The organism is Streptomyces rimosus subsp. rimosus (assembly GCF_000720725.1).
GTDB classification, from domain to species: Bacteria; Actinomycetota; Actinomycetes; order Streptomycetales; family Streptomycetaceae; genus Streptomyces; species Streptomyces rimosus_A.
On sequence record NZ_JOCQ01000047.1, the window covers coordinates 1 to 25,717 of the forward strand.

The following is a 25,717-nucleotide window of genomic DNA, read 5'->3' on the forward strand; positions in this document are numbered from 1 at the left end:
GCCCGGCCCCGGCCGGCACCGCCCCCGCCCGCCCCGTCCCCAGCGAGGTCCCGCACTCATGAACTCACGCCAGCGCCGCGGAGTGATCCTGCTGCTCCTGTCGGTCCTCTGCGCGCTCGGCGCGTTCGTCGGCGTGCTGTCGGTGGTCCGCAACGTGGAGTCCAAGGTCGGACCCGAGCGCACCGCGTACCGGCTCAAGTCGGACGTGGCCGCCTACCAGGCACTCGACCCGGGCCAGTTCGAACAGGTCGCGATACCGGAGCGCTGGCTGCCGGACACCGCCGTCACCGACCTGGCCCGGGTGCGCGGGAAGATCGCCGTGACACCGCTGCACAAGGGCTCGCTCCTCCAGGACGACATGGTCGTCGACCGGCCGGCGCTGAAGCCGGGGCAGCAGGAGATCGCCATCATGATCGACGCGGCCACCGGCGTGGCCGGGAAGATCAACCCCGGGGCGCGGGTGAACATCTACGCCACCTTCGAGGGCAAGCGCCCCGAGGACCGGCCCGTCTCCAAGGTGATCGTGGCCAACGCGCAGGTCATCGACCGCGGCAAGCTGACGCCGCTGGAGAACAAGGACCCCGGCGACACCCGCTCCTCCAGCACCCGCCGCGCCGCCGACGCCGTGCCGATCACCTTCGCGCTGGGCACCGCGGACGCCCAGCGCGTCGCCTACGCGGAGTCCTTCGCCACCCACGTACGTCTCGCCCTTGTCGCCCCCGGCACGGAAACCGCCATCCCGCCGGGCGAGCGCACCTACACCCTCGACGGCGACAAATGACCCGGCACCCGCGTCGGCGGCCCGTGACCCGGCCCCCTCTGACCCGGCGCCCTCGACGGCGACACACGACCCGGAGGCACAGGTGACCATCCGCATCCTCGCGGCCGTCGGCGAACCGGACGCAGCCCGTGCCGTGTCGTCGCTGATCGGCCAGTTGCCGGGCGCCGAGCCCGTACCGCCGGTCGCCGACTCGACCGCCCTGGTCAACGCCCTCGACCAGGCCGCGTCCCGTTCGGTGGCCGGTGCCGCGGACCCGCCGGGGCCGCCGTCCGCCGCCGTGGACGAACTCCCCGAGGTCGTCCTCGTCCACGAGCGCATCGGCCCCGTGCCCGCGCTGGAGCTGATCCGCGACATCGCGCTCCGCTTCCCCGCCGTCGGCGTCGTGCTGATCACCTCCGACGCGGGCCCCGCCCTGTTCGCCGCCGCGATGGACGCGGGCGCGCGCGGCGTCGTCGGCCTGCCGCTCGGCTACGACGAACTGGCCGCCCGGGTGCAGGCCGCGGCCCAATGGGCGACCGGCGTACGGGTGCACCTGGGCGGCGGCCAGGAGACGGCGGCCGGGCCCGCCGGCACGCTGGTCACCGTCACCGGCGCCAAGGGCGGTGTGGGTACCACCCTCACCGCCGTCCAACTGGCCCTCGCCGCGCGCGCCGCCGGGCGCAGCGTCGCCCTGGTGGACATGGACCTCCAGTCCGGCGACGTGGCCTCGTACCTGGACGTCCAGTTCCGCCGTTCGATCGTCGACCTGGCGGGTATCCAGGACATCTCCGTACGCGTCCTCCAGGACGCCGTGCACGCCCACCACACCGGCCTCGGCCTGCTGCTGGCGCCGGAGGAGGGGGAGCGAGGCGAGGAGGTGGACGACCGGGCCGCCCGTACGGTCCTGGCCGCGCTGCGCTCGCGCTACGAGCTGGTGGTGGTGGACTGCGGCGCCCAGATGCAGTCCGCCAACGCCGCAGCCGTCGAACTCTCCGACGTGGCCCTGCTGGTGGCCACCCCGGACGTGGTGTGCGTACGGGCCGCCAAGCGCCTCGTACGACTGTGGGACCGCCTCCAGATCCGCAAGGCCGAGGACACCACGACCGTCGTCAACCGCCTCACCCGCAACACCGAGATCCAGCCGCCGCTGGTCGCCAAGGCCACCGGCACCCGCGTTGCCCGCACCCCCGTACCCGCCGGTTTCAAGGAGCTCCAGCCGTACGTCGACGCCGGCCGGATGCAGGACCTGGACGCCCGCTCCACGGTCCGGCAGGCGCTGTGGGCACTGGCGGGGGAGCTGGGCCTGGTCGACGCGCCGGCCGTACGGCAGGGGCGGGGCAGCCACCGCGCCCGTACGTCGCTGACCGGACGCCGGCGGAAGGCGCTGACGGCCGGGCCGGGTGCCGGGGAGCCGGGCGCGTCCGGCACGTACGGACCGGCCGGCCCGTACGAGGAGGGCTGAGGCGTGCGCCGCACCCGGCTGGGCGACGACCGCGGTCAGATCTCCGTCGAGCTGCTCGGCCTCACGCCGCTGATCCTCATCGCCCTCGTCCTGGTCTGGCAGTTCGTGCTCGTCGGCTATACGTACACACTCGCCGCCAACGCGGCGGACAAGGGCGCGCGGGCAGGCACCGCCACCCGGACCGGTGGCGCGGGCGCTTGCACGGCGGCGGCCAAGAAGGACCTGCCCGGCGCCTGGCAGGGCGGCGCCGAGATCGCGTGCGGCGCGCAGGGCGGCCTGTGGACCGCGCGGGTCGGACTCAAGGTGCCGGTGCTCTTCCCCGGCGCCGGGAACTTCCCGTGGACGGTCACGGGTTCGGCGGGGGCGGCGGAGGAGGAGGGGACGTGACGGGGACGGTAGGTACCCGGAGAGGCAGGAGGCCGCGCGTCCGGCGCGACGACCGCGGCCAGGTCTCCATCGAATTCCTCGGCTTCCTGCCGATCCTGCTGCTCATCGGCCTCGCCGTGATCCAGCTCGGGCTGGCCGCGTACGCCGTCCAGCAGGCCGGTACGGGAGCCCGCGCCGCGGCCCGTACGGCCACCCTGGACGAGGCCGACCGCAGGACCACCCCGGAGGCCGCGGGCAAGGCGGCCATGAGCGACTGGGCGGGCGCGGACGCCGATGTCCGGGCCCCCCGGAACGGCGACGAGGTCCACGCGACCGCCACCGTCGAGATCCCGACCCTCCTCCCCGGTGTCGGCCCCTGGCACGTCACCCGCAGCGCCACCATGGCCCTCCCCGCGGAACCCGGAGGAACGACCACCCCATGAGCCTCAAAGCCCGCATCGCCGCGCCGGAGGCCCCGCCGACCGGCCGCGAGGACGGCCACCTCGTCGCCGTCTACCGCGCCAAGCTCCTCGAAGAGATCGACCTCGCCGAGATGTCCGCGCTGGCCGCGGCCGAGCGCCGCACCCGCCTGGAGCGCGTCCTCGGCCACATCATCAGCCGCGAGGGCCCGGTCCTGTCCACCGCCGAGCGCGCGCAGCTCATCCGCCGGGTGGTGGACGAGGCACTCGGCCTCGGCGTCCTGGAACCGCTCCTCGAAGACGCCTCGGTCACCGAGATCATGGTCAACGGCCCCGACCAGGTGTACGTGGAACGGCACGGCCGGGTGGAACTCGTCCCGGTCCGCTTCGCCTCCCACGAACAGCTCATGCAGACCATCGAGCGCATCGTCTCCACCGTGAACCGCCGGGTGGACGAGTCCAACCCGATGGTCGACGCGCGGCTGCCGTCCGGCGAGCGCGTCAACGTCATCATCCCGCCGCTCGCCCTGAACGGCGCCACCCTCACCATCCGCCGCTTCCCCCGCGCCTACACGCTGCGCGAGCTGATCGGCATGGGCACGCTCGACGAGCAGATGGTGATGCTGCTGGCGGCGCTGGTGCGCGCCAAGTTCAACGTCGTCGTCTCCGGGCCCACCGGCGCGGGCAAGACCACCCTGCTCAACGCCCTGTCCGGGCTGATCCCCGAGGGCGAGCGCATCATCACCGTCGAGGACGCCGCCGAACTCCAGCTCCAGCAGACCCATGTGATCCGCCTGGAATCCCGGCCGCCCAACGTGGAGGGCAAGGGCCGCATCACCATCCGCGACCTCGTACGCAACTCGCTGCGCATGCGCCCCGACCGCATCATCGTCGGCGAGGTCCGCGGCGGCGAGACCCTCGACATGCTCCAGGCGATGTCCACCGGCCACGACGGCTCGCTCGCCACCGTGCACGCCAACAGCGCCGAGGACGCCCTGATGCGCCTCCAGACGCTCGCCTCCATGTCGGACGTCAAGGTGCCCTTCGAGGCGCTGCGCGACCAGATCAACAGCGCCGTCGACTGCATCGTCCAGATCGCCCGGCACGCCGACGGCTCCCGCCGTATCGGCGAGATCGCCATCCTGGACTCGCACGGCCACGCCGACTACCGCCTCGCCACCGTCTGCCGCTTCGAGGCCGAACCCAGCGGCGCCGACCGCACCGTACGGGGCCGCTTCCGCTACTTCCCGCTCCCGCGCCGGGTCGCCGAACGCCTCTACCTGGCCGACGAACCCGTACCCCCGGCCTTCGGAGTCGCCGCCACCGACGGTCAGCTCGCCACCCGAGGAGCCTCGTAGCCGTTCCGAAGCCCCACTGCCCACAGCCCGCAGACCGCAGCAGGAGGACGGACCCACACCCATGTCCCTGGACAGCATCGCCCTGCTCACCCTCGGCACCGCGCTGCTCTGCGCGGTGCTGGCCGTGGTGGGCCTGCGGCTGTACGCGACCGGACGCGAGCGCCACCAGGCCCTCGTCGACCGGCTCTCCGACGACCACGGCCTGCCCCGGACGGGCCGCGGCCGCCGCTTCGCGGGCGTCGACCGCCGGCTGCGGGCCACCCGCCTCGGCCGCGGCCTCGAACTGCGGCTGGCCGCCACCGGCCTGAACATCACCCCCGGCGAGTTCTTCGTCTACCTGCTCGCCGTGGTCGCCGGGGTGTGGCTCGTCGCCCAGGCGGTCCTGGCACCCTTCTTCGGGCCGATCGCGGCGGTGGCGGCCGTCTGGGCCGCGTACGCCTTCCTCAACTGGCAGCGGCAGAAACGTATCGAGCGGTTCATCAACCAGCTGCCCGAACTCTCCCGCATCCTCGCCAACGCCACCCAGGCCGGCCTCGCGCTGCGCACCGCCCTGGGCATGGCGGCGGAGGAACTGGAGGCACCGGCCGGCGAGGAACTGGCCAAGGTCTCCGACAAGCTGGCCGTCGGCCACTCCCTCGACGAGGCCCTGGACGAGCTGGCCGCCCGCCTGCCCTCCCGCGAACTCGTCGTCCTCGTCACCACCCTCGTGCTGTCCAACCGCGCGGGCGGCACGGTCGTCGGCTCGCTGCGCAATCTCACCAAGACCCTGGAGGAGCGCAAGGAGACCCGGCGTGAGGTGCGCACCCAGCTCTCCCAGGTCGTCGTCACGGCGTACGTCGTGCCGTTCCTCGGCCTGGGGACACTGCTGCTGATGGACCGCATCGCGCCCGGGGCCATCGACCGGATGACGGCCACGTTCCTGGGGCAGGCCGCGGTGGTCGTGGCCTGTGTCCTGTACGCGGCCGGCTTCTTCGTGATCCGCCGCATCTCCAAGATCGACGTCTGAAGGCCCCGCCGTATCTCTCCGCCGTACCTCTGTCTCACTCCGCCGAACCTCCCCTCCAGAAGGCACCCACCCATGGGAATCGGAACGACCGGCCTCCTCCTGGCCCTCGCGCTCGCCCTCTCCGTGGCGGGCATCTGTTACGGCATCGCCCTCTACCGCCGCGAGGCCAGGCTGCCCCCGGACATCGCCGTCGCCCTGGAGATGGGCGCGTCCCGCACCACCGTCGTCGGCTCGGCGGTGGACCGGATGGGCATGCGCTACGCGCCTCTCGTCCTACGCCTGATGGGGGAGAAGCGGGTCGCCAAGGTACGCAGGCGCATCGATCTGGCGGGCAACCCGGGCGGCCTCACCGTGGACCGCTACGCGGCCCGCCGCGCGGTCTACGGCTTCCTCGGCTTCGGCGGCGCGTTCGTCATGCTGCTGCGCTCGCAGCTCCTGCTCGCGCTCCTCCTGGTCGCCTTCGGCCTCTTCTGGAACGAGGTCGGCATCTGGGCCGCCATTCGCCAACGCAAGGACACCATCGAACGCACCCTGCCCGACTTCCTCGATGTCCTCGCCGTCGTGGTCAGCGCCGGGCTGGGCTTCCGGCAGGCCCTGGACCGGGTGGCCGACAAGTACGAGGGTCCCTGGGCCGACGAGCTGCGGATCACCCTGCGGCAGATGGACATGGGCGTCAGCCGCCGCGAGGCGTTCGAGGAACTGCGCAGACGCAACGACTCCGATCAGGTGGCCCAGTTCGTCACCGCACTCCAGCAGGGCGAGGAACTCGGCTCCCCGATCGTGGACACCCTCATCCAGATCGCCGACGACATGCGCCGTACCGACGCGCAGAACGCCCGCCGCCGCGCCGCCCGCGCGGTGCCCAAGGCGACCGTGGTCGTCACCACGTTCATGGTGCCCGGCACGATGATCCTGCTGGTCGCGGGCTTCTTCCTGGGCTCGGGCACCGACTTCGGCTCGCTCATGGGCAAGTGATCGGCGCCGCGCGGCCGACGCGTCAACGCACATACCGCGCACGCGGTTTGCGCGTCTCGAAACGGCCCCCTGTTGCGCGTATGCCCTTCGCGTACGCAACGGTATATGGCACAGTCGGCATCCATGTGTTCCCCGGCCCCGGCCGCACCGCCGGGCACACCGGGACATCCGGATACGGCGCTGCCGACGAGGACGGGGCGGGGGTGGGACCAATGCCGTCGGACGGAACGGGCGTACCGGGAGAGCCGGGCGCGGCGGAGGGGACGGCGATGCCGGGCGGCCCGGACGGCCCGAAGTTCCACCCGATGCTTCAACTCGGTCCACCGGGAAAGGAATGGGGCCGTGTGCCCTGTTCCGGGACCGGTGTTCCGGCGTACGTTTCTCGTGTCGCGAGCGTGTGTGTGCGCAGCGTGCTCACGTTCGGTGCACGGGCGTCCGGCGCCCGCCCGGACGGGGCCCGTGCGTACGGCGCCCGCTCGCGCGGCGACACCACGGGGGCAGACCATCCGGACCGGAGCGGCCCGGCCGCCCATGGAGGGGAACACGATGGCGAAGCGGTTGTTCGTAAACGACCGGGGGCAGACCTCGAACGACCAGGGACAGGACTTGAACGATCCGGGTCGGACCTCGAACGATCGGGGACAGGCATCGAACGACCGGGGGCAGACCTCGATCGAGTACCTGGGCATCATCGCCGTGGTCGTGGCGATCGTGCTGGTGCTGTCGACCACGGACTTCGGCAGCCAGATCGCGACGGCCATCTCGAACAAGATCTCCCAGGTCGTGGGTATCTGACACGGGGGAAGTCCCGTTCCCGTTCCGTCTCCCGCCGGCAACCCCGGGACTCCGGGCAGGCGTTCCCCGTCTACATCGTGGCCGTGGCGGGCCTGCTCTTCCTCGCCCTGGCCTTCTTCGCGGTCGGGCAGGCCGCGGCGGTACGCAACTCCGCGCAGACCGCGGCCGATGCGGCGGCCCTTGCGGCGGGGCAGAAGTACCGCGACCAGTTGACCGCGAAGCTCCTTGACGCGGTCCGTACGGGCGCGCCGTGGCGCGACCTCCTCGACGGCCGTGGCGTCCCCGGTGACGAGGCGTGCACGAACGCCCAGTGGTTCGCGGGGCGCAACGACGCCGACGCGACGTGTGCCCCCGGCTCGTACCCCACATCGTTCGACGTCAAGGCCGACACCCGTAAGACGGTGGGTCGTTCGGTCATTCCGGGGACGGCGGGCAAGCATGCTTCGGCACAGGCCGAGGCGGTGGTGGAGCCGCGCTGCGTCGCGGGTCCGGAGCGGGAGCCGGGCCCCGGTACGGGCCAGGGGCAGAGCGGGGATCAGGGCCAGGGCGAGGACGGCGCCCCGCCTGCCGGGGAACCCGCACCCGGTGACGGCCCGGCCGACGGCGGGCCCGTCCCCGGCACCCCCCTCGACCTCGTCTGCGACCACGGCAAGAAGTGGACGATCGACCCCGCCGACCCGCGCGGCGTGCTGCCACAAGCGTCCGACCTGTTCTCCGTACGCCTTGCCGAATGACCAGCCGACGACGAGCAGAGGGAATCGCATCCATGAGTACCGGGCGCCCTTCGAAGGCCAGGAGAGTGGCCGCCGCGGCGATCGCCGCCGGGCTCGCTCTCGTCGTGAGCGGCTGCGGCGGTGACGACGGCGGCGGCGCGGCCGACGGCAAGCCGCCGACGCGGGCCACCGCCCCGAAGACCAGCGGGCGCGGCACCCCGGCCGCCGACGCCACCCAGGCCATCGGCGAGGTGAAGGGCCCGGACGGGGTGGTCGTCACCCTGCACTCCGCGGTCCGCGACTCCGGCGGCTTCGTCACGGTCAGCGGTACGGTCACCAACAAGGGCACCAAGATCTTCAACGCGATCAACTGGCGCTCCAACGAGACCGGCATGCGCTCGCGCTCCTCCGTCTCCGGCGCCACCCTGGTCGACAAGGCCGGCAAGAAGCGCTACCTGGTCCTGCGCGACACCGAGGGCGAATGCCTGTGCACGACCGGGCTCAGCGGCCTCAAACCCGGGGAGAGCCGGCCCCTGTTCGCCCAGTTCCCGGCCCCGCCGGAAAAGGTGACCGAGGTCGACTTCCAGCTGCCGACCCTGCCGCCCGCCACCGTCACGATCTCGGACTGACCCATGGCCACCACGTCCGGGACCAGGACCCGTACGGCGCGGGCCGCCGTCACCACGGCCGCCGCCCTCCTCCTGGCGGTCACCCTGAGCCCGCCCACCGCCCGCGCCGACGACCCGCCCGGCGTCTCCGAGGACACCACCGCACCGGTCAGGATCGACCCGCACGACCCGGACCTGCGGATGGTCCAGGGCGCGACCCTCGCCCCCGCCAAGGTCCTCAACATCAAGTCCATCGTGGAGACCGACGACGGCGCCGAGCGGCGGCAGGACACCAACTCCAACGTGACCTTCGCCCTCCAGGCCGAGGTCCTCTTCGGCAAGGACAGCGCCGAACTGACCCCCGACGCGCTGTCCCGCATCATCGCCATCGCCGCCGAGATCAAACAGCAGCGCGCCACCAGCCTGCGCGTCTTCGGCTTCACCGACGACCTGGGCACGGCCGCCCACGGCCTGGTCCTGTCCAAGGACCGCGCCAACGCCGTCCAGCGCGAACTGGCCAAGGCCCTCGGCCCGACGGTCACCTTCCAGATCCGCGGCTACGGCGAGCAGTACCCGATAGCGGACAACGCCACGGAGGACGGCCGCAAGAAGAACCGGCGGGTGGAGGTGAGCTTTCCGCGTACGGGGCGGTAGCTCTCCAGGGGGCGGCTCTCCGCGTACAGAGGCGGTTCTCCGTATATCGAGGGCGGCTCTCCGTGTGCAGGGGCGCGTCGGCCCCGGCGGGACAATCCGTTGGCGGACCACGGCGGCCACTGCTACTTTTCCGGTGGCCGTGCGAAAGAACGAGGAGGTGGTATCCGTGAACGCAGTATCGACATGGGTGCTCCCCTCCGGGGTCACGGTCGGACGATAGGCAGGTCGTCCGGGAGCGCCGCTCTGAGCCCTCCCGAAAGGCACGACCCATGCACGTCACTTCTGAGCAGCGTCTCGACGACGGCGTCCTCGAACGCGAATTCACCCTCGGTGGGATCCCCGGCATCCTGTGGACGCCCGAAGCCGCATCCGCTTCCGCGCCGGTGCCACTGATCCTGCTCGGCCACCCCACGCTCGGTCTGCGCACGATGTACCCCCGGCTGGCGGCCCGGGCCCGGCACTCCGCGGCCGAGGGCTTCGCCACGGCCACCATCGAACTCCCCGGCAGCGGCGACCGGCCCCGTTGGCCCGCCGCCGAGCACGCCCGCGCCGACCTGCGCCGGGCGAGGGAAGCCGGGCAGCCGGTCAGCGACGAGATGGTCGACGCCGTCATCCTCCCGCTGGTCGACAAGGCGGTCCCGGAATGGCAGGCCGCCCTGGACGCCCTCCTCACGCTGCCCGAGATCGGCGGCCCGGTTGGCTACTCGGGGGGAGTGATCTCCATCGGCATCCGGCTGGCGGTGGTCGAGCCGCGCATCGTGGCCGCCGGCCTCTTCGCCGGAAGTTTCGTACCCCGCGCCATGTTCGAGGAGGCCCGGCAGGTCACCATTCCCCTGCATGTCCTGTTGCAGTGGGACGACGAGGGCAATGACCGCCAGGCGGCCCTGGACCTGTTCGACGCCTTCGGCTCCAAGGAGAAGACCCTGCACGCCAACATGGGCGGGCACACCGGCGTCCCGCAGCACGCGGGGGACGACGCGGCCCGGTTCTTCAGCCGGCATCTGCGCCAGCCACGGCGGGCCGGTACCGCCGCCGGGCCCGTAGACGGGAGGCGGTGCCGGCCGGCACGCCGCTCACCCTGAGCGACCATGTGCCGAAGACTGCAAAGACTCGCCCATAAGGCGTGCGCGTCTTACCGGAGTTGATTGACTGGCGCCCATGGCCTCAACCCTCTTCGAGACCGACGCCCCCGACGCACATGTCTACCTCGACCGGCTCGCCGCGACCGACCTGGGCCGCGCCTATAAGGGGCGCATGCTCGACGAACTCGACATCCACCCGGGACAGACGGTCCTCGATCTCGGCTGCGGTCCGGGCATCGATCTCGGCGGGCTCGCCGACGCTGTCACCGCAACAGGCAGGGTGATCGGCGTCGACCACGACCAGGCAGCGCTCGATGCTGCCGCCGAGCGCACCGCCGAGCAGCGCACCGTCGTCACCACTCAGCGCGGTGACATCCACGACCTGCCGCTGCCCGACCGCTCGGCCGACCGTGCCCGCACCGACCGGGTACTGCAACACGTTGCCGATCCCGCCAGGGCGCTGGACGAGATTAGCCGCGTCCTGCGGCCCGGCGGACGGGTCGTCATGGGCGAGCCCGACTGGGGAACCCTGACCGTCGACCACCCGAACGGTGACCTGTCACACGCCTACACCCGGTACGTCACGGGCGAGGCCGTCCGCAATGCCCGTATCGGCATGCAGCTTCCTCGACTCGCGGCAGGGGTGGGACTCACGGTGCCGACGGTCATTCCGGTGACTCCCGTGTTCCGGGACGTCCAGGCGGCTGACAAGATCCTTGGGCTGGAACGCACCACACGACGCGCCCTGGCCGCCGGATACCTCACCGAAGACGCGGCACGAAGCTGGCTGGAGCACCTTGTCAGCGGCCCCTTCCTCGCGACGGTGACGTTCTACATCGTCGTGGCCGAGGCGTAGCCCACCGGACCTGGTACCGGCAGCAGGCCGGGACGGGCGGGACGGGCGGGAGAGGCGTATTGGACAGCCTGGTATTGAACTACCCGTTCCAATACCTGTACCGTCATCGCCATGGCCCGACCCAGGAAGTTCGACGAGGAGCGGGCGGTCGACGCCGCGATGCACGCGTTCCGGACCGCCGGTTACGAAGCCACGTCCACGCAGGATCTGTGCGAGGCGACCGGCCTCGGGCGGAGCAGCATCTACAACACCTTCAAGAGCAAGCATGACCTCTTCGAGCGGGCGCTCGACCGCTACATGGGGGAGCGCAACGGCGAACTGTTCGCGCTGATGGAGAGCGACCTGCCGGTACGGGAGAAGATCCGTACGCACCTTGAGCGGGTCGTCGAGGAGGAGTGCGGCGGCAAGGGCGACCGGCAGGGATGCCTGGTGGTGAATACTGCCGTCGAGGTCTCGGCCCGTGACGAGCAGGTCGCGGGCGAACTGGCGCGGGACTACCGGCTCCGACTGGAGGTGATCCGCGCCGCGCTCGCGTCCGGGCAGCGGGACGGCGACATCGCCGCGGACAAGGACGTCACCGCCCTCGCCCACCTGATCATCGCGGCCGTCGGCGGCCTGCGCGTCTCGGCGCGCTGCGGGGCCGATCGGCGCGCGCTGGGAGGGGTTGTGGAGGGGGTCATGGCGGCACTGTGAGGGGTGGCGACCCGGCAGGCGGGAGAGGGGTCCGACAAGACTCATTCGGGGCTCAGCTCACCCGCTTTCCTTTTGCCTTCGTTTTGGACTGGTCAATACATAACACCGAGTGGCTGTGTCCGTGCCACATCCGAGAACGGGAGTACGTGAAAGCCATGCCCATAGCCGTCTACCTCCTGGGGCTGGGAATCTTCGCCCAGGGAACCTCCGAGTTCATGCTTGCCGGGCTGCTGCCCAACGTGGCCGCCGACCTCGGGGTGTCCATCCCCGATGCCGGGCTGCTGGTGTCCGCGTTCGCCATCGGCATGGTCGTGGGCGCGCCCGTACTCGCCATCGGCACCCTGCGCCTGCCTCGCCGGACGGCCCTGGCCGCCTTCCAGCTCGTCTTCGTGGCGGGACACGTGATCGGCGCCCTGGCTCCGAGCTACGGGGTGCTGTTCGCGACGCGGGTCGTCAGTGCCTTCGCGTACGCGGGTTTCTGGGCGGTCGCCGCCGCGACGGCGGTGGGCCTGGTGCCCGCGGACGCCAAGGGCAAGGCGCTGTCGGTCGTCGGCACCGGCCTCACGCTGGCGACGATCGTGGGCGTACCGGCCGGGACGGTGCTGAGTCAGCACGTGGGCTGGCGCGCGGCGTTCTGGGCCGTCGTCGCCCTGACCGTACTCAGCCTGCTCACCCTCCTGGCCGCACTCCCCGCCGGCCGCACGCATCAGCGCGAACTCCCCTCCGTACGGCGCGAGATCGCAGCCATGGCCCGGCCCGCCCTCTGGGTCTCCTACCTCCTCACCGCGCTGAGCTTCGGCGCCGCCATCGTCACGTTCAGCTACCTCGCGCCGCTGCTGACCGAAGTGAGCGGCCTGCCGTCCGGGCTGGTACCGGCCGTACTCGCCCTGTACGGCGTCGGCGGCCTGCTCGGCATGACCCTCGGCGGACGCACCGCCGACCGCCGCCCCCTGCGCACCCTCTTCCTCGGCGTCGGCGCGCTGACCGCCGCCTCGGCACTACTGGCCCTGACGGCCACGAACCTGACCGCGACCATCGTCCTGATCTTCACCCTCGGCCTGACCGGCTACGTCACCAACCCGGTGGTCCAGTCCCGCGTCTTCACCCTCGCTCCGGACGCACCGACACTGGCCCCGGCGGTCAACACCTCCGCCTTCAACGTAGGCATCACCCTCACCCCCATGCTGGGCGGCCTGACCATCGACGCGGGTTACGGCTACACCTCGGTGGCCTGGGTGGGTGCGGCGGTCGGCGCGGCGGCGCTGGTGGCGGCGCTGTGGGCGGCGATGTTGCAGCGGCGGGCGGAGGCCCGTACGGCCGTGGCCCAGTCGTCGGACGCGGCCGAGGCCGGCAGGCCGCACGCACTCGCGGCGGTCGACTGACCGGCGCCCTTCAGCGGTACAGCTCGCACCACACGATCTTGCCGTCCACCCCGAGGCGGTTCGGATCGCAGTATCGAATCCGGTCGCTTCGGCCGGGACAGATGGTGCTCTACGCCTTCGGGCCGGTGTCGCAGCTGGACACCGTGCAGTTGGGCTCCGAGCATGGGGCTGAGTGTATGTATGCGGATCACCAGTTGGAGAAGTACCGCACTTTCATGCGTTGCTTCGAAGACGTCGCACTCCAAGAGGCCGCGTCTCGTGAGTTTCTTCATCAAGTAGTCAGCGAGTTCTGAGAGAGGCATGCCCGTGTCCGCCCTTTGGCAGAAGTCGTCCTACAGCAGCGAAGGAAATAATTGTCTGGAGCTTGCGGTGGGTACTGATGGTGAAGTGCTGGTTCGCGAGAGCGATGATCCGTCCATAGTCGTCGCTACCAGCCCTGCTGTGGTTGGAGGGTTGCTACGGGCCGCTCAGGGCGGAACGACCGACCGCCGAGGCTGTCCATCGGCGTAGAGACGGGTGTCGCAGCCATCGGTGTAAGGAGGATGGATCCCGATCGTGTCCATACCCACCTGGCAGAAGTCGTCCTACAGCGGCAACGCCAGCAACTGCGTCGAACTCGCGAAGGATGCTGATGCGTCAGCCCTTCTTCGCGAGAGTGATGAGCCCTCCACAATCATCGTCACCAGCCCCCGGGCTATTGGAGGGCTGCTACGGGCCGCCCGGAGCGATGTGATCGACTTCTGAGGGTTTCCGACGCCTCGGAGGTACGGCCATGTTCACCGAACCCGAACCGATGCCCAGCCATCGGGTCATAGAGAACCTGATCGCGCGGTATGCCGAGTTCGTCGACGACGGTGACTTCGCCGGGCTCGGCGCGCTGCTGGCCGATGCGACCTTCGTCGGCAGCGGGGCGCCGGTCAGTGGTGCCGCAGCGATCGAGCGGATGTTCCGGGAAACTCTGATCGTTTACGCCGACGGCACGCCGCGGACGCAGCACACCACGTCCAATGTGGCGATCGAGGTCGACGAGCAGGCCGGTACGGCGGACGCGCGGTCGTACGTCACGGTGTTGCAGGCGCTGCCCGAGTTGCCGCTGCAAGTCATTGCCGCTGGTCGTTACCGCGATCGCTTCGAGCGGCGGGACGGACGGTGGTGCTTCGTGGAGCGGCGCGTTCATATGCGGCTGGTTGGCGATGTGAGCCGGCACCTGCGTCGGACCACCGCGTAGCCGGGGCGGTGTTCGATCATGCGTGCGGCGCGGCGCGGTCATGCCTGGGTTGACGGCGCGAAGGCGCCATCTCGCGGCTGCCGGCGCCGGTTGCCGACTGGAAGGGGTAATTGCGCGGCGTCGGAAGGCCGGTTGGCGCCGGAAGATAGTACATATGCGGGTATGTGCCCTATGGTCGTTTTCGCACCGCTCACACGCGATCAGCTGGAAGCGCATCGCGCGGGCCTGCCTGCTTGCTCCTGCCCTGGGAGAGGCCGGCCCGCGGCAGGGAGACGAGCCACCAGCTGATGCGGCGTGCCGGCGGTGCCGAGCTGTCGAGCGGGGGGAGGCCGACGGGCCGAAGGGCCGGAAGGAACAGGGCCGAAAGGTCAGGGGGTGTCGACCGTGACACGTACGCCGGGGCGCAGGCCCCAGCGGGCCATCGCGCCGGCCTCCGCCTCCAGGACGTGCCGGGCGCGGAGACGGGGGAGCCCGAGCCGTCCCGGCCGCATGGTGCGGACGGTCAGCACGGTGAGGTCCCGGGTGAGGTAGGCGACGTCGATCGCGAAGCGCATGCGGAAGGTGTGAACCGAGCCGGCGGGCGTGAGGAGCAGGGCGCCGTCGATGCCGTCGCGTCCGAGGAGGCCGCGGGCGCGTGCGCGGTAGGACGCGGCGATCTCCAGGGGGATCGCCGTCGCCAGGCCAAAGGGCGCGGCCGGGCTGTAGGGGGACGCCGGGCTGTAGGGGGACGCCGGGCCACTCGGCGCCCCTGGGGCGCCGGGCGCCCCCGGCGCGCCGTAGCCGCCTCTTCCCGCCCGTGCGCCTTCCGCACCCGTCACATCTCCACCACCCCCCTGCACAAAGCGGAGCGTTCCTGATCCGTTCTGCCAGCGGGTCATGGTGAGCGTTTTATCAGCCTAGGGTCGGCCGTGTGCCTGTGTTGCTGATGGTTCTCGCCGCCGCTTACGGAGCCGCGGCCGGGCTGCTCGTGCCGCGGCCCGCGTACCGGCTGGCCGTCGAGCCGGGGGAGGCGTGGCGGGCCCACTGTCCGGGTGGGCATCCGGTCGCGGGGGTGTGGCGGGGCTGGGTGGGGCCGGGGCGTTGCCGCTCCTGTGGCTCGTACGGGCCGCGCGCGGTGCCGATCGCCCTGGTCACCGCGGTGACGTGCGCGCTGCTCGCCGCCGTCACCGGCCTCCGCCCCGAGCTGGTGGCCTGGCTGGCGGCCGCCCCGGTGGCGGTGCTGCTCGCCGTGGTCGACTGGCGCGTGCGGCGGCTGCCGGATGTGCTGACCCTGCCGTTGGCGGGAGGGGCGGTGCTCCTGCTCGGGGGTGCGGCGCTCGATACCGGGGCGGCCGGGTCGTGGGGCGGGGCGCTGCTCGGAGGGCTCGCCCTCGCGGGGTTCTATTACGTCCTTTATCTGATCAATCCGGAGGGAATGGGACTCGGGGACGTCAAGTTGGCGATCGGGCTGGGGGTCACTCTTGGGTGGTACGGCTGGGCAATTCTGATCACTGGCGCGTTCGCGGGGTTGCTGCTCGGCGCGCTCTACGGCTGCGGGCTCCTGCTGCGGCGCGCCGGACGCCCGGAACGCCGTAATGATGGGCTCAAACAGGCCATGCCGTACGGCCCTTTCATGATCATCGGCGCGTTTCTCGGGGTGCTCCTGGGGGCCGCGGCGGCACCTTGATCCAAAAACCGGCCACGCCGTTCCACCCGAAGTTGTACGGAGCACCCCCTCGACGGGGTTATGGTGGAAACCCCCCCTCGGGCCGGTCCGTATCCCCCCCACGGACCGGCCCGCTTTTTTGTGTCCGCGTACGGATCTCGCCATGATCACGCCAGGGCGGGTTTCGTACACGGAACGTGCGAACGTCTCTACGGAAGGTAGGGGGCGTTCCGTAAAGGCGTCGCGGACCGAACAGAATCAGCCGCGCTTGGCCCAGATGTTCACACCGTCGGTCGACTTCGCGAACTCCTCGATCTCGGACAATTCCTCGTCCGTGATCTTCGGGGCGCCCACCGCGGCCACATTCGCCTCCAGCTGCGCCACGCTGCTCGCCCCGATCAGCGCCGAGGTCATCCGCTCGTCCCGCAGCACCCAGGACAGCGCCAGCTGGGCGAGTGTCTGCCCGCGGCGCGCGGCGATGTCGTTCAGGCCGCGCAGCCGCCGCCGTACGTCCTCCGAGAGCAGCCCCGGGTCGAGCGACTTGCCCTGGGACGCGCGCGAGCCCTCCGGGATGCCGTTCAGGTACTTGTCCGTCAGCAGCCCCTGGGCGAGCGGGGCGAAGGAGATGCACCCCATGCCTTCCGCCTCCAGGGTGTCCAGGAGGGCGTCGTCCTCCGTCCAGCGGTTGATCATCGAGTACGAGGGCTGGTGGATCAGCGGCCGTACGCCCATCTCCCGCAGGATGCGGGCGGCTTCGCGGGTCTGCTCGGCGGAGTACGACGAGACACCCGCGTACAGCGCCTTGCCCTGCCGGACGGCGGACGCCAGGGCGCCCATCGTCTCCTCCAGCGGAGTGTCCGGGTCGAAACGGTGCGAATAGAAGATGTCGACGTAATCGACGCCCATCCGCTTCAGTGAGGCATCCAGCGACGAGAGGAGGTATTTGCGCGAACCCCATTCGCCGTACGGCCCGGGGTGCATGAGATATCCGGCCTTGGTGGAGAGGACGATCTCGTCGCGGTAGGGCCGGAAGTCCTGCGCGAAGATCTTTCCGAAGTTCAGCTCGGCCGAACCGGGCGGCGGGCCGTAGTTGTTCGCCAGGTCGAAGTGGGTCACGCCCAGGTCGAAGGCGCGGCGCAGGATGGCCCGCTGGGACGCCAGCGTGCGGTCGTCACCGAAGTTGTGCCACAGGCCCAGGGAGACGGCGGGGAGTTTGAGGCCGCTGCGTCCGGTGCGGCGGTACTCCATGGAGTCGTAGCGCGTATTCGCGGCAATGTGGACAGAGGGATCAGTCATGGTCATCTCCTTATCACGGAGTTGTGACACACCTGATTGGGCCGCCGGGAGGTCCGCGACGTAAAGTTGCCGACTTGAGGCGACGGGGGCGACCGCCATTTGCACGGAGGGGCTTGACCACACATGCTGCGATCTTCCGGGGTGCGTATCCCGTACCCGCCCGCGTTGCGCAACCTCGTCTACAGGCTCTACGCCCGCCGGGTCGAAGGCCGCCTCGACCATGCCCAGGTCCCCAAGCACATCGGCGTCATCCTGGACGGCAACCGCCGCTGGGCGCGGGCCGACGGCCGCACCACCGTGCAGGGCCACCAGGCCGGCGCCGACAAGATCACCGAGCTGCTGGGCTGGTGTGCGGAGACCGACGTCGAGGTCGTCACGCTGTGGCTGCTGTCCACGGACAACCTGGACCGGCCCGAGAAGGAACTGACCCCGCTGCTGGGCATCATCGAGAACACGGTGCGCGGCCTGGCCGCCGACGGCCGCTGGCGGGTCCACCACGTCGGCAACCGCGACCTGCTGCCCTCCGACACGCAGCGGGTGCTCAAGGAGGCCGAGCAGGCCACCGAGGACCACACCGGCATCCTGGTGAACGTCGCCGTCGGCTACGGCGGCCGCCAGGAGATCGCGGACGCGGTGCGCTCGCTCCTCCTGGACCACGCGGAGCGCGGCACCACCTTCGAGGAGCTGGCCGACGTCGTCGACATCGACCTCATCTCCGAACACCTCTACACCCGCGGCCAGCCGGACCCGGACCTGGTGATCCGCACCAGCGGCGAACAGCGCCTCTCCGGCTTCATGCTCTGGCAGAGCGCCCACTCGGAGTACTACTTCTGCGAGGTCTTCTGGCCGGCCTTCCGCAAGGTGGACTTCCTGCGCGCCCTGCGCGACTACGCCGCACGTCACCGGCGTTACGGGTTTTAGGCCACGCGGACCGTGAACTCCCGGCGCGGGACCACACCCGCGCCAAAGCCGTAACCAAGCGTTCACCGACCGTGCGTCATATGCCATTGCATGGGGGCGCGCGTTCGCGGGAATATCCCTTCCAGGTCGGTATCCGGCAGGACCAGTCATCGGATGCCGTATCTCAGCGGACGGCACGGGGCCGTCCGCCCGGGAGGCCCTTTGCACACCACGGACGACCGTGCGGAGCGCACGGACGACGCGGAGGGCCGGCGCTCGGCCCGCGTACGAGGGCCCGAGCCCGGTCCCGTCGCCCGCCGCCCGACGGCGCGGCGACTTCTCTCCCGCGACGCCGTCGCACCCCGACCTCATCCGAGGGGGTACGTCCACCCGTGGTGAACAGCAAGCAGCGCCGTGAGAACGGCCGGCGCACCTATGTCCTCGACACCAGCGTCCTGCTGGCGGATCCAGGGTCCATGTCCCGCTTCGACGAGCACGAGGTCGTGCTGCCCGTCGTCGTGGTCACCGAACTGGAGGCCAAGAGGCATCATCCGGAATTGGGCTACTTCGCCCGGCAGGCCCTGCGTCTGCTCGACGAGTACCGGGTGCGGTACGGGCGGCTGGACGCCCCGATCCCCATCGGGGACCTGGGCGGGACGCTGCGGGTCGAGCTGAACCACGCCGACCCCGGAGTGCTGCCGGCCGGCTTCCGCCTGGGCGACAACGACTCGCGGATCCTCGCGGTGGCCCGCAACCTCCAGGCGGAGGGCTACGACGTCACGGTCGTCTCCAAGGACCTGCCGCTGCGCATCAAGGCGTCCGCGGTGGGACTGCTGGCGGAGGAGTACCGCGCCGAACTCGCCATCACGGACTCCGGCTGGACCGGCATGGCGGAGCTGACCGCCACCGCCGAGCAGATCGACGAGCTGTTCGCCGCGGAGAGCGCGTACCTTCCGGAGGCCGCCGAGCTGCCCGTGCACACCGGCCTCGTACTCCAGTCGGAGCGCGGCAAGGCACTCGGCCGGGTGACGGCCGACGGCAGCGTACGGCTGGTGCGCGGCGACCGGGACGCGTTCGGCATCCACGGGCGCAGCGCCGAGCAGCGCATCGCCCTGGACCTGCTGCTCGACCAGGAGGTCGGCATCGTCTCGATGGGCGGCCGGGCCGGTACGGGCAAGTCGGCGCTGGCGCTGTGCGCGGGCCTGGAGGCGGTGCTGGAGCGGCGTCAGCACCGCAAGGTGATGGTCTTCCGGCCGCTGTACGCGGTCGGCGGCCAGGAGCTGGGCTATCTGCCGGGCACCGAGGCGGAGAAGATGAGCCCGTGGGCCCAGGCCGTCTTCGACACGCTGTCGGCGGTGACCACCACGGAGGTCATCGAAGAGGTGGTGGGCCGCGGCATGTTGGAGGTGCTGCCGCTCACCCACATCCGCGGCCGTTCGCTGCACGACGCCTTCGTCATCGTCGACGAGGCCCAGTCGCTGGAGCGCAACGTGCTGCTGACGGTGCTGTCCCGGATCGGCGCCAACTCGCGTGTCGTGCTCACGCATGACGTGGCGCAGCGCGACAACCTGCGGGTCGGCCGGTACGACGGCGTGGTCGCGGTCGTCGAGAAGCTCAAGGGCCATCCGCTGTTCGCGCACGTGACGCTGACCCGCTCGGAGCGGTCGCCGATCGCGGCGCTGGTGACCGAAATGCTGGAGGACGGCCGGATCTGACCGGGTGTGGCATACGGCGCCGTCCGGCGAAAGCGCAGCAGCTTAGCCGGGCGGCGCCGTGCTGCGCGGGCATTTCCGCAAAACACCTGGGGCAAACGGGGTGTGAGCTTTCACACGCAACGGAGAATTGATTCGACGAGTCCGCTTCGGGCAAAGTCTGGTTCCTGTCAGGCCCCGCATACGGCACACCAGCACCCCCAGCGGTGCGGAACCCCGAGAACTGCATAGCGCGCCGTATGCCGCCCGAGCACCACGCGGACCCCGAGGGGGACGTACCGGGTCAGTGCCTCCCGTGACCAGCCGTCCCCTCCGCTCGATCGGGGCCGGAACAAGGGGAGACCAGCGCCAGGGGCACGATTGCGTCCGCGAGGTCACCTATGCGGACGATGCTGGAAGGAAAGCGTGTGAGCCGGATTTCGGTCCGGGGATTCGCCGTGGCCTCCGCCACCGCGGTCACCACCGTCGGCGCCGTTGTCGGTGTCGCGTCAGGCCAGGAGCAGGGCTCGGTCGCCCACACCGAGGCCGCCGCGGCCGACACCACGATCGCCGATATACCCGCGGGCCAGCAGGCCCAGGTGCAGACCGCGTCCCTGACACACCAGGCGGACGAGGCGTCCACGCAGGCGGACGCAGCGGCCCTGAAGTCCGCGCAGGAGGCGGCCCGCAAGGCGGCGGCCCAGGACGCGCAGGACAAGAAGGACGCCGCCGACAAGAAGGCGAAGGCCGAGGAGGACGCCAAGAAGCGCGAGAAGGAGAAGGAAGAAGCTTCCCGATCCGCCACGCGCGACGCGTCCACCTTCACCGCCAAGGCGTCGTACTCGATAGCCGAGACGCAGGCCATCGCCCGGCAGATGCTGCCGGCCGACCAGTTCCAGTGCTTCAGCAACATCGTGGACCACGAGTCCGGCTGGAACTACCGCGCCACCAACGCCTCCTCCGGCGCCTACGGCCTCGTCCAGGCGCTGCCCGGCACCAAGATGGCCTCCGCCGGCTCCGACTGGCGGACCAACCCGGCCACCCAGATCAAGTGGGGGCTGAACTACATGAACAGCCGCTACAACAGCCCGTGCGGTGCCTGGGGCTTCTGGCAGAAGAACCACTGGTACTAGGCACGTGTGCGGCGGCCCCCGCGTAGGGTGGTCGCCGCTCCGCTTCGTACGCGAAACCCCCGACCGCGACGGCGTCGGGGGTTTCGTGCGCCTGTCACCGGTAACGTCGTCCTGACAGCACCGGGGGGCGGGAGGGGAAGAGGAAGCGACATGTCCAGATTGCCTCAGTGGGTCGGTGGCCTCGGCGCCGGTCTGACGCGGATCGCGCAGCGGCTGGAGGATCAGCGCCGACGCGCGGAGGCCGCCGCCGCAGAGAGCGACCCGGAAGAGCTGAGGCGTGCGGGGCACGCGGACGGTTCCCGGGCACCGCAGGACGACGCATACGGCGCGTCCGACGGCCCGGCTCCCGGCCCGCACGCCGCCGGGCTGCCCGACGGCCGGGCGCCCGGCGCGCCGGAGGACGCATCGCAGCCGCCGAACTCGGTCCCCGCCCCGCCGGCCTACGCGCCCGCCGTCGCGCCCCGCCCCGACCCGGTGGCCGCCGTGCCCTGGGGTGTACGGGTCGCCGCGGAGGCCGGGTGGCGGCTGCTGGTCCTGGCCGGGACGATCTGGGTGCTGGCCAAGGTCATCACCTCCATCCAGCTGGTCGTACTGGCGTTCGTGGCCGCGCTGCTGATCACCGCGCTGCTCCAGCCCACCGTCGCCTGGCTCAAGCGCCGGGGCGTGCCGCGGGGGCTCGCCACCGCCCTGACCTTCATCGCCGGTTTCGTCATCATGGGCCTGGTCGGCTGGTTCGTCGTCTGGCAGGTCCAGGACAACATCGACTCGGTGTCCAGCCGTATCCAGGAAGGCATCACCGAGCTGAAGGGCTGGCTCCTCAAGAGTCCGTTCCATGTGACCGAGGACCAGATCAACCACATCGCCAAGAACCTCCAGGACGCGGTCGGCGCCAACACACAGGCCATCACCTCGGCCGGTCTGGAGGGCGTGACCGTCGTCCTGGAGGTGCTCACCGGCATCCTGCTGGCGATGTTCACCACGCTCTTCCTGCTGTACGACGGCCGGCGCATCTGGAACTGGGTGCTCAGGCTGGTGCCGAGCGCGGCGCGCGAGGGCGTGGCGGGCGCCGGGCCGCGCGCCTGGCGCACGCTGACCGCGTATGTGCGCGGGACGGTGATAGTGGCGCTGATCGACGCCATCTTCATCGGCATCGGCATCTACTTCCTCGATGTGCCGCTGGCCGTGCCGCTCGCCGTCTTCATCTTCCTGTTCGCGTTCATCCCGCTGGTGGGCGCGGTGGTCTCGGGCGCGCTGGCGTGCGTGGTCGCGCTGGTGACGCAGGGCGTCTTCGCGGCGCTGATGGTGCTGGCGGTCGTGCTGGCGGTGCAGCAGATCGAGGGTCACATCCTCCAGCCGTTCATCCTGGGCCGCGCGGTACGGGTCCACCCGCTCGCCGTCATCCTGTCGGTGGCCGCGGGCGGCCTGGTCGCCGGCATCGGCGGCGCGGTGGTCGCGGTGCCGATGGTCGCGGTCACCAACACCGTCGTCGGCTACCTCCGCTCGTACTCCCGCGAACAGGCCCTGCGCATGACACCGCCCCCGCACGGCGCCACGGCCCTGGGCCTCGCGCCGACGCCGCCTAAGGGATCCGACCCGCAGGACTGAACGGAGCCCGGTCCGGGGCTCGGTTCAGTGTTCGGGGCCCGGCTCAGTACGGCGCGTCCTTCGCACCCTCGTGAGCCCGCAGCCGGGCCGTGTCCCGATCGGTCCAGCCCGGCGGCGGGACGACCGCCGCCCAGCCGTCGACCGCGCCGGTGCCGTAGCGGTGTCCGTGCGGTGGCGGCGCGCCGAAGGACACCGCCAGGTCGACGGTCGTCTGCCAGAAGGTGATGACGGGCCAGAAGCGCATCTCGTCGGTGACGTCCGGGCCGAGCGGCCGGTCCAGCCAGGCGGGCCGGTGCCAGAGCAGGTCGGGCGTCCACCACACCACCGGGTCGGAGGCGTTCTGGAGATAGACCACCCGGGGGTGCTCCCACGGCCCGTCCGGACGCTTGAGATCCCGCTCCGGGTACTGGGCGAAGCGGACGTGCCGCCCCCGGTCGTACTCCGGCCGCCACACCGGGCTGCCGGGATCGCGTCCGGCGGTCACTTCCTTCCGGATGGGGCTGACGTTCGGCGGCCCGGCCAGCAGGGCGCCGTCCACCTTGCCGAGCATGTCGTCCAGGCCGTCGAACGCCGCCTCGGTCGCGTAGGTGCCCAGGCTCTCGCCGCCGACGACCAGCTTCGGCCGGTCGTCGACGGGCAGCGCGGACCATTTGGCGTACACCGCGTCGAACACCGCGCGGGCGTCCCGTGCCGCCTTCTCCTTGTCGACGAGGAAGGAGATCCAGGACGGCAGGTACGAGTACTGGGTCGCCACGATCGCGGAGTCGCCGCCGTACATGTACTCCAACGGCTCCGGCATCCGCGGGTCCACCCACCCGCTGCCCGTGGTGCCCAGCAGCGCCAGCACCTTGCGGTCGAAGCCGCCGGTGCGCTCCAGCTCCTGTACGGCGAGGTCGGCGGTGCGCCGGAAGTGCGCGTCGCCGCCCTCCTGTTCGCCGACGTAGACCCGTACCGGGTCCTTGGCGGGGCGGCCGGTGAAGGCGGCGATGTCCTGCTTGCGGGGCACCGAGCCGATGAAATTACGGCCTTCGGCGCCCAGTTCGTCCCAGTCGACCACGGAGGTGGGACCGCCGGAGACGTACGCGGAGGCGGGCTGGGTGATGCCGTCGGCGGTGCTCAGGTTCGCGGCCTTGGAGATCCGGTCGACGATGTCGATGAAGCCGCGTTCGTACAGGACGTCCTTGGAGCCGACGGTGACCAGGAGGGCGGTCAGCGCCACGCCGATCACGTACGCCGCCGGGCGCGGCACCCAGCGGCCGAAGAACCGGGCGAGCCGGCGGGCCACCAGCCGTACGCACCGGGCCAGCAGCACCAGCAGCGCACAGACCGCCACCGCGATCAGGATGATCATCGGGGTGTGCCAGACCAGCGAGGGCTCGACCTCCTGGAGGCGGCGGAGGCGGCGCTGCGCGTGGGCGCTCCAGGAGACGGCCGCCGTGGACAGCACGATGCCGAGGGCGTAGAAGGCCAGCCAGCAGCGGGCGCGGGCGCGTTCGCCGGGGCGGTGCCGGCACAGCGCGCGGAAGAGGCTGCTCGCGGCGGCTCCGAGGGCGTAGCCGATGGCGGCCGTGATGCCGCCGATCAGGCCCTGGAGGTACCACGGGCGGGGGAGCAGCGACGGGGTGAGGGAGAGCCAGAAGAAGAGAGCCGCGACGCAGCAGGCGGTGAGGTCGGGCCAGCGGCGGACGACCCAGGAGGGGCCGGGCGCGTCCCAGTAGGGGCGCTTGAGCCACCGGACGGGAAGGTGCAGCAGCGCGGACATTTTTCCCATTATGCGCAAAGCCCCGCGGACGCACGGTCCGCGGGGCTTTGACTTACCGGGTCATGCCGGATCTCGCCGGGGTATACCGGGTCGTATCCGGCCGGTGCCCGCCGGGCACCTCCGGTTCACCTACTCGGCGAGGGTGGCCTCGGCGTCGAGGGTGGCGCCGACGGCCTGGAGGACGGAGGCGATCTTGATGGCCTCAAGGATCGTCTCGCGGTCCACGCCGGCCTTGCGCAGCACCTGCTCGTGCGAGTCCAGGCACATGCCGCAGCCGTTGATGGCCGAGACGGCCAGCGACCACAGCTCGAAGTCGACCTTCTCCACGCCCGGGTTGCCGATGACGTTCATCCGCAGGCCGGCGCGCATCGTGCCGTACTCCGGGTCCGACAGCAGGTGCCGGGTCCGGTAGAACACGTTGTTCATCGCCATGATGGCGGCGGCGGACTTGGCCGCGCCGTACGCCTCGTCGGAGAGGTTGGCCTTGGCCTCCGGCTCCAGCTCACGCAGCACCTTCGGCGAGCGCGAGGCGATCGCGCAGGCCAGAACGGTGCCCCAGAGCTGCTGCTTGGGCAGCTCGCTGTTGCCGATGACCGAGCCGAGGTTCAGCTTCAGGTCCTTGGCGAAGTCCGGGATCGCGGACTTCAGCTCGTCGAGAGCCATGTCAGATCAGCCTTTCCCGTGGTGCTGTTCGCCGCAGTTCACTCGCCCGCGAGCAGCGCGACCGGGTCGAGGGTCTCGTCACCCTTGCTCCAGTTGCAGGGGCACAGCTCGTCGGTCTGCAGGGCGTCCAGGACCCGCAGGACCTCCTTGGGGTTACGGCCGACGGAGCCGGCGGTCACCATGGTGAACTGGATCTCGTTGTTCTGGTCCACGATGAAGACGGCGCGCTGCGCGAAGCCGTCCTCGCCCTCGATGCCGAGCGCGCGCATCAGCTCGTGCTTGGAGTCGGCCAGCATCGGGAAGGGCAGGTCGGTCAGGTCCGGGTGGTCCTTGCGCCAGGCGTGGTGCACGAACTCGGAGTCACCGGAGAAGCCGAGGATCTGGGCGTCACGGTCGGCGAACTCGTCGTTCAGCTTGCCGAAGGCGGCGATCTCCGTGGGGCAGACGAAGGTGAAGTCCTTGGGCCACGCGAAGACGATCTTCCACTTGCCCTCGTAGGTCTTGTGGTTGATCTGCTCGAACTCGCTGCCCTTCTCCAGGGAGACGCAGGCGGTCAGATCGAACTCGGGGAACTTGTCACCGACAGTGAGCACAGGCTCTCCTTCGTGTGCCGTAAGTCCTGATTCAGGGCTTACGCGAGGGGTTGGACGGTTCCCTACACTGCC

Annotated in this window: 28 protein-coding genes; 23 read left to right on the forward strand and 5 right to left on the reverse strand. The window is 70.9% G+C overall.

The window, feature by feature from the left end; genetic code table 11:
• Nucleotides 1-58: 58 nt before the first annotated feature.
• The 18 genes from cpaB (at nucleotide 59) to IH45_RS0123690 (ending at nucleotide 14,357) form a co-directional block, all read left to right on the forward strand.
• A complete protein-coding gene (gene cpaB, locus IH45_RS0123610; RefSeq protein ID WP_030671860.1) occupies nucleotides 59-781 on the forward strand; it encodes a Flp pilus assembly protein CpaB in 723 nt (240 codons plus the stop codon).
• Nucleotides 782-863: 82 nt separating this feature from the next.
• The gene (locus IH45_RS0123615; protein WP_030671862.1) at nucleotides 864-2,222 is read left to right on the forward strand and encodes an AAA family ATPase; all 1,359 of its coding nucleotides are present in this window, start codon (nucleotides 864-866) and stop codon (nucleotides 2,220-2,222) included.
• A 3-nt stretch (nucleotides 2,223-2,225) separates the two neighbouring features.
• Nucleotides 2,226-2,609, forward strand: a complete 384-nt coding sequence (locus IH45_RS0123620; protein ID WP_030671866.1) for a TadE/TadG family type IV pilus assembly protein — start codon at nucleotides 2,226-2,228, stop codon at nucleotides 2,607-2,609.
• Nucleotides 2,606-3,031 (forward strand): TadE/TadG family type IV pilus assembly protein, encoded by a 426-nt coding sequence (locus IH45_RS0123625; RefSeq protein WP_032918188.1) that lies wholly within the window; start codon nucleotides 2,606-2,608, stop codon nucleotides 3,029-3,031. The genes IH45_RS0123620 and IH45_RS0123625 overlap by 4 nt, the downstream gene beginning before the upstream one ends.
• Complete coding sequence (locus IH45_RS0123630; protein ID WP_030671872.1) at nucleotides 3,028-4,365, forward strand: CpaF family protein; 1,338 nt, start codon at nucleotides 3,028-3,030, stop codon at nucleotides 4,363-4,365. Before IH45_RS0123625 ends, IH45_RS0123630 begins: the two co-directional genes overlap by 4 nt.
• 61 nt (nucleotides 4,366-4,426) lie before the next feature.
• Nucleotides 4,427-5,371, forward strand: a complete 945-nt coding sequence (locus tag IH45_RS0123635) for a type II secretion system F family protein (RefSeq protein WP_030671875.1) — start codon at nucleotides 4,427-4,429, stop codon at nucleotides 5,369-5,371.
• A 72-nt stretch (nucleotides 5,372-5,443) separates the two neighbouring features.
• Complete coding sequence (locus tag IH45_RS0123640; protein ID WP_030671877.1) at nucleotides 5,444-6,346, forward strand: DUF5936 domain-containing protein; 903 nt, start codon at nucleotides 5,444-5,446, stop codon at nucleotides 6,344-6,346.
• A gap of 606 nt (nucleotides 6,347-6,952) precedes the next feature.
• On the forward strand, nucleotides 6,953-7,141 hold the full coding sequence (locus IH45_RS0123645) for a hypothetical protein (protein ID WP_050515125.1): 189 nt from the start codon (nucleotides 6,953-6,955) through the stop codon (nucleotides 7,139-7,141).
• Nucleotides 7,138-7,875, forward strand: coding sequence for a pilus assembly protein TadG-related protein (locus IH45_RS0123650; protein ID WP_078897743.1), 738 nt, complete (start codon nucleotides 7,138-7,140; stop codon nucleotides 7,873-7,875). The genes IH45_RS0123645 and IH45_RS0123650 overlap by 4 nt, the downstream gene beginning before the upstream one ends.
• A gap of 32 nt (nucleotides 7,876-7,907) precedes the next feature.
• Entirely contained in the window at nucleotides 7,908-8,483 is a 576-nt protein-coding gene (locus tag IH45_RS0123655; protein WP_030671884.1) for a hypothetical protein, read from the forward strand.
• A gap of 3 nt (nucleotides 8,484-8,486) precedes the next feature.
• The gene (locus tag IH45_RS0123660; protein WP_030671886.1) at nucleotides 8,487-9,116 is read left to right on the forward strand and encodes an OmpA family protein; all 630 of its coding nucleotides are present in this window, start codon (nucleotides 8,487-8,489) and stop codon (nucleotides 9,114-9,116) included.
• Between the two features lie 269 nt (nucleotides 9,117-9,385).
• Complete coding sequence (locus tag IH45_RS0123665) at nucleotides 9,386-10,198, forward strand: alpha/beta hydrolase (protein ID WP_234440641.1); 813 nt, start codon at nucleotides 9,386-9,388, stop codon at nucleotides 10,196-10,198.
• A gap of 76 nt (nucleotides 10,199-10,274) precedes the next feature.
• Nucleotides 10,275-11,054 carry a methyltransferase domain-containing protein gene (locus tag IH45_RS0123670; RefSeq protein ID WP_030671890.1) on the forward strand — a complete coding sequence of 260 codons (780 nt, stop codon included), beginning with the start codon at nucleotides 10,275-10,277 and terminating at the stop codon, nucleotides 11,052-11,054.
• Nucleotides 11,055-11,165: 111 nt separating this feature from the next.
• Nucleotides 11,166-11,747 carry a TetR/AcrR family transcriptional regulator gene (locus tag IH45_RS0123675; protein WP_030671892.1) on the forward strand — a complete coding sequence of 194 codons (582 nt, stop codon included), beginning with the start codon at nucleotides 11,166-11,168 and terminating at the stop codon, nucleotides 11,745-11,747.
• 155 nt (nucleotides 11,748-11,902) lie between these two features.
• Complete coding sequence (locus tag IH45_RS0123680; RefSeq protein WP_030671896.1) at nucleotides 11,903-13,129, forward strand: Cmx/CmrA family chloramphenicol efflux MFS transporter; 1,227 nt, start codon at nucleotides 11,903-11,905, stop codon at nucleotides 13,127-13,129.
• 300 nt (nucleotides 13,130-13,429) lie between these two features.
• Nucleotides 13,430-13,639, forward strand: coding sequence for a DUF397 domain-containing protein (locus IH45_RS1000000146790; protein ID WP_078897735.1), 210 nt, complete (start codon nucleotides 13,430-13,432; stop codon nucleotides 13,637-13,639).
• 45 nt (nucleotides 13,640-13,684) lie between these two features.
• The gene (locus IH45_RS1000000146795; protein WP_078897736.1) at nucleotides 13,685-13,873 is read left to right on the forward strand and encodes a DUF397 domain-containing protein; all 189 of its coding nucleotides are present in this window, start codon (nucleotides 13,685-13,687) and stop codon (nucleotides 13,871-13,873) included.
• A gap of 28 nt (nucleotides 13,874-13,901) precedes the next feature.
• Nucleotides 13,902-14,357 (forward strand): nuclear transport factor 2 family protein, encoded by a 456-nt coding sequence (locus tag IH45_RS0123690; protein ID WP_050515118.1) that lies wholly within the window; start codon nucleotides 13,902-13,904, stop codon nucleotides 14,355-14,357.
• A 368-nt stretch (nucleotides 14,358-14,725) separates the two neighbouring features.
• Here the strand turns inward: IH45_RS0123690 and IH45_RS0123695 are convergent, their stop codons facing one another.
• On the reverse strand, nucleotides 14,726-15,037 hold the full coding sequence (locus tag IH45_RS0123695; RefSeq protein ID WP_032918195.1) for a DUF192 domain-containing protein: 312 nt from the start codon (nucleotides 15,035-15,037) through the stop codon (nucleotides 14,726-14,728).
• Nucleotides 15,038-15,267: 230 nt separating this feature from the next.
• On the opposite strand from IH45_RS0123695, the gene IH45_RS0123700 reads away from it, so the two are divergent.
• The gene (locus IH45_RS0123700) at nucleotides 15,268-16,023 is read left to right on the forward strand and encodes a prepilin peptidase (protein WP_030671908.1); all 756 of its coding nucleotides are present in this window, start codon (nucleotides 15,268-15,270) and stop codon (nucleotides 16,021-16,023) included.
• A 237-nt stretch (nucleotides 16,024-16,260) separates the two neighbouring features.
• On the opposite strand, the gene mgrA is transcribed toward IH45_RS0123700, so the two are convergent.
• Entirely contained in the window at nucleotides 16,261-17,304 is a 1,044-nt protein-coding gene (gene mgrA / locus IH45_RS0123705) for an L-glyceraldehyde 3-phosphate reductase (protein WP_394298699.1), read from the reverse strand.
• A 117-nt stretch (nucleotides 17,305-17,421) separates the two neighbouring features.
• On the opposite strand from mgrA, the gene IH45_RS0123710 reads away from it, so the two are divergent.
• The 4 genes from IH45_RS0123710 to IH45_RS0123725 all read left to right on the forward strand — a co-directional run bounded on the left by IH45_RS0123710 (nucleotide 17,422) and on the right by IH45_RS0123725 (nucleotide 22,627).
• A complete protein-coding gene (locus IH45_RS0123710) occupies nucleotides 17,422-18,219 on the forward strand; it encodes an isoprenyl transferase (RefSeq protein ID WP_050515119.1) in 798 nt (265 codons plus the stop codon).
• Between the two features lie 371 nt (nucleotides 18,220-18,590).
• A complete protein-coding gene (locus tag IH45_RS0123715) occupies nucleotides 18,591-19,913 on the forward strand; it encodes a PhoH family protein (RefSeq protein WP_030671917.1) in 1,323 nt (440 codons plus the stop codon).
• A gap of 404 nt (nucleotides 19,914-20,317) precedes the next feature.
• Nucleotides 20,318-21,022 carry an aggregation-promoting factor C-terminal-like domain-containing protein gene (locus IH45_RS0123720; RefSeq protein ID WP_030671920.1) on the forward strand — a complete coding sequence of 235 codons (705 nt, stop codon included), beginning with the start codon at nucleotides 20,318-20,320 and terminating at the stop codon, nucleotides 21,020-21,022.
• A 150-nt stretch (nucleotides 21,023-21,172) separates the two neighbouring features.
• The gene (locus tag IH45_RS0123725; RefSeq protein ID WP_030671923.1) at nucleotides 21,173-22,627 is read left to right on the forward strand and encodes an AI-2E family transporter; all 1,455 of its coding nucleotides are present in this window, start codon (nucleotides 21,173-21,175) and stop codon (nucleotides 22,625-22,627) included.
• Nucleotides 22,628-22,670: 43 nt separating this feature from the next.
• Here the strand turns inward: IH45_RS0123725 and IH45_RS0123730 are convergent, their stop codons facing one another.
• From IH45_RS0123730 to IH45_RS0123740, 3 genes are all read right to left on the reverse strand, one after another.
• Nucleotides 22,671-24,389, reverse strand: coding sequence for an alpha/beta hydrolase (locus IH45_RS0123730; protein WP_050515120.1), 1,719 nt, complete (start codon nucleotides 24,387-24,389; stop codon nucleotides 22,671-22,673).
• Between the two features lie 129 nt (nucleotides 24,390-24,518).
• Entirely contained in the window at nucleotides 24,519-25,052 is a 534-nt protein-coding gene (locus IH45_RS0123735) for an alkyl hydroperoxide reductase (protein ID WP_030671930.1), read from the reverse strand.
• Between the two features lie 38 nt (nucleotides 25,053-25,090).
• Nucleotides 25,091-25,645, reverse strand: a complete 555-nt coding sequence (locus IH45_RS0123740) for a peroxiredoxin (RefSeq protein WP_003982744.1) — start codon at nucleotides 25,643-25,645, stop codon at nucleotides 25,091-25,093.
• Nucleotides 25,646-25,717: the final 72 nt, after the last annotated feature.